Source organism: Bathymodiolus heckerae thiotrophic gill symbiont (assembly GCF_900128515.1).
GTDB lineage: Bacteria > Pseudomonadota > Gammaproteobacteria > PS1 > Pseudothioglobaceae > Thioglobus_A.
Genome location: NZ_FQTP01000147.1, coordinates 1 through 2,426, shown reverse-complemented (window position 1 = coordinate 2,426; position 2,426 = coordinate 1). Strand labels below are relative to the sequence as shown.

Sequence of the window (2,426 nt, the reverse complement as noted above, 5' to 3'; positions counted from 1 at the left end):
TTAATATGAAACGCTGCAACCGCACTTTCCAGATCAGAGTGAGCGGTCATGATAATCACTGGGAGCAGGGGGTGCGAGCTCTGCAGTTTTTTGAGTAATTGCAAGCCATCCAGGCCGGGCATACGAATGTCAGATAATAGGACACCTGGAGTGTCACTTTCTAGTGCTTTCAGGAGTTCCTGTGCGGAAGCAAAGCTGCGCGTGATACTTCCGTTTTTAGTAAGAGCCTTTTCAATAACCCAGCGAATAGATTTATCATCATCGCTAATCCATACCTGGCAAGTTTTAGTCATTTACATTTCCTACGGGTAAATAAATCGAAAAAACGGTATTTTCAGCGCTACTGCTGCACTCGATAATACCGTGATATTGGTTAATAATTGATTGCGAGATAGGTAGTCCAAGTCCTGTCCCGTTACTGCGTCCAGTGATCATAGGGTAAAAAATCTGATCTATGAACTCGGGCTGTATGCCGCTGCCGTTGTCGATAATATCAATACGCGCGACTAATCTGTGACGCTTACCTGCTATCGTCATTTGCCGGTATATTCGTGTGCGTAGCGTAATTTCACCAGCATCCACAATTGCCTGGCTGGCATTGCGGAGTATATTTAAGAATGCCTGAATAAGCTGATTTTTATCCGCTTTAAGCTCTGGAATACTGGGGTCATAATCACGTTTAATAATAATCCTATCGCTAACTTCAGCCTGAACCAGCTGTCTTACTCGCTCTAGCGCTTCGTGTATGTTCAGGGTTACTTTATTAGGCAGTTTATTAGGTCCGAGCATTTTATCTATCAACGCCTTCATGCGGTCAGATTCTTCGATAATAATCTGGGTGTATTCTTTTAAATCATCGGTCTGTAGTTCAAGTTCCAGTAATTGGGCGGCACCGCGTAATCCTCCCAGCGGGTTTTTAATTTCATGAGCAAAGCCGCGCATCAGCATGCGCGAGATATGCTCCTGAGTAATAAGTTGCTCTTCTTTAGATATGCGTATGTGTCGATCTAGTTGCTGTAATTCTATAAGCAGCTCTACTTGTTGCGGGTTTTCCAGAATAGGGGTGACGCTAAAGCTGATGGTGATTTTTTTGTGGAATAATTCCAGCGCAAGTTCACGGTCAAAAAGTCCTTCGTTGCGTGCTATGCACTGTAATAAGTCATCAATAAGTATAGTATTGCTGCCAAAAATGTCTTGCGTAGACTTACCCAGCAGGTGTCTTGCGCTATCGTCAAATAGCACTTCACCTGCGGTATTTATATAAATAAGCTTGAGATCGCTATTAAATAACAGAATAGCTTGGCTAATATTATCGAGAATTTTTTTATGCACTATGATGATCTGAAAGGAATAGCATGTATATTATAAGCAAGTTATAGGCCAACTAAGAATATTAACGATACAGCAGAGAAATAAAAGAGATAGGTTAATTATGCGCCAATCATGGGCGTAATAACATCAATATTTGCACTGCAATGGTGCGCTGAATTTGTTGCAAAAAAAGGGCAACTGCATAGGCAGTTACCCTTTTAGATTTAACGACTACAGTCAGGCAGTGCAAGCTATAGTACATATCGATAGTAATATCAATGCCTGTTGTTATTGAAAAATAAAACAGGGGACAAAAAAGGGGGCATTGGTGTTAATCAGCACCTTATATTTTCCACCCATCAGCACCGGTTATTACCAAGGGATAATTCTATATTACTAATTTTAATGTATTTAAAAGATGCAAAACTGGAAACTTTTGCTGAAACTGGAAAATTTACAATGCTGATATATAAGTACAAATGAAAGAGGTGCAATTTCAGATGAGTAGGGTAGTTTTTCTGAGATTACTATTTCTTAAATACAGATAACGCAGACAACAGAAATTCTATATCGTTGCTAGTGAGTGTAGCTGAAACCTGTAATCTGATTTCTTGCTCACCTTTTGCGACTACAGGGTAGTTCAAGCCCGTGGCAAGTATATTATTGTCAAACAAATGCTGAACTAAGGCCCTGGTTTTTTCAGTGTCCCGAATCAATAGTGGTACGATAGGGTGCTCACCTGCTAAGGTTTCATAACCTGATTGTTTTAAGCCTAGTCTGAGTTGATTCGCCAGGGTTTTAATTGATCGCAGTAATGACTCACCTTCGGTATTGGAGACAATACTAATAGCGGCGTTGGCAGCTGCAGCCTCAGCCTCAGCGGGAGTAATCGGATTTGAGTAGATATAAGATGCTGCTGTTTCTCTTAAATAATCAATAACTTTTTGCTCAGCAACGACATAGCCCCCGTTGACTGCAAATGCTTTACCTAAACAGGCGCGCCATGCTACCTCACGAAATTTTGGGACTCCTGTCGCCATAATTCATTCGCCTACGCAGCGAATGGGAGATGCCCTGGCCGCCCTGCGTCCGTCTCAACTACGCACAAAACCCTG

3 protein-coding genes are annotated in these 2,426 nt (G+C 41.7%); all 3 read right to left on the bottom strand.

The genetic code is table 11. The annotated features are described in order from the left end of the window. The coding region (locus BTHERMOSOX_RS10395) for a response regulator (protein WP_138121077.1) at positions 1-293 on the bottom strand (293 nt) is incomplete at its 3' end. Next, a complete protein-coding gene (glnL, locus tag BTHERMOSOX_RS10390; RefSeq protein WP_138121076.1) occupies positions 286-1,332 on the bottom strand; it encodes a nitrogen regulation protein NR(II) in 1,047 nt (348 codons plus the stop codon). The genes glnL and BTHERMOSOX_RS10395, both read right to left, overlap by 8 nt. Before the next feature lie 506 nt (positions 1,333-1,838). After that, positions 1,839-2,351, bottom strand: a complete 513-nt coding sequence (locus BTHERMOSOX_RS10385; RefSeq protein WP_138121075.1) for an aminotransferase class I/II-fold pyridoxal phosphate-dependent enzyme — start codon at positions 2,349-2,351, stop codon at positions 1,839-1,841. Positions 2,352-2,426: the final 75 nt, after the last annotated feature.

Excerpts from the sequence above, each read along its gene's own strand:
- BTHERMOSOX_RS10385 (WP_138121075.1), bottom strand. The coding sequence starts at position 2,351 with ATGGCGACAGGAGTCCCAAAATTTCGTGAGGTAGCATGGCGCGCCTGT.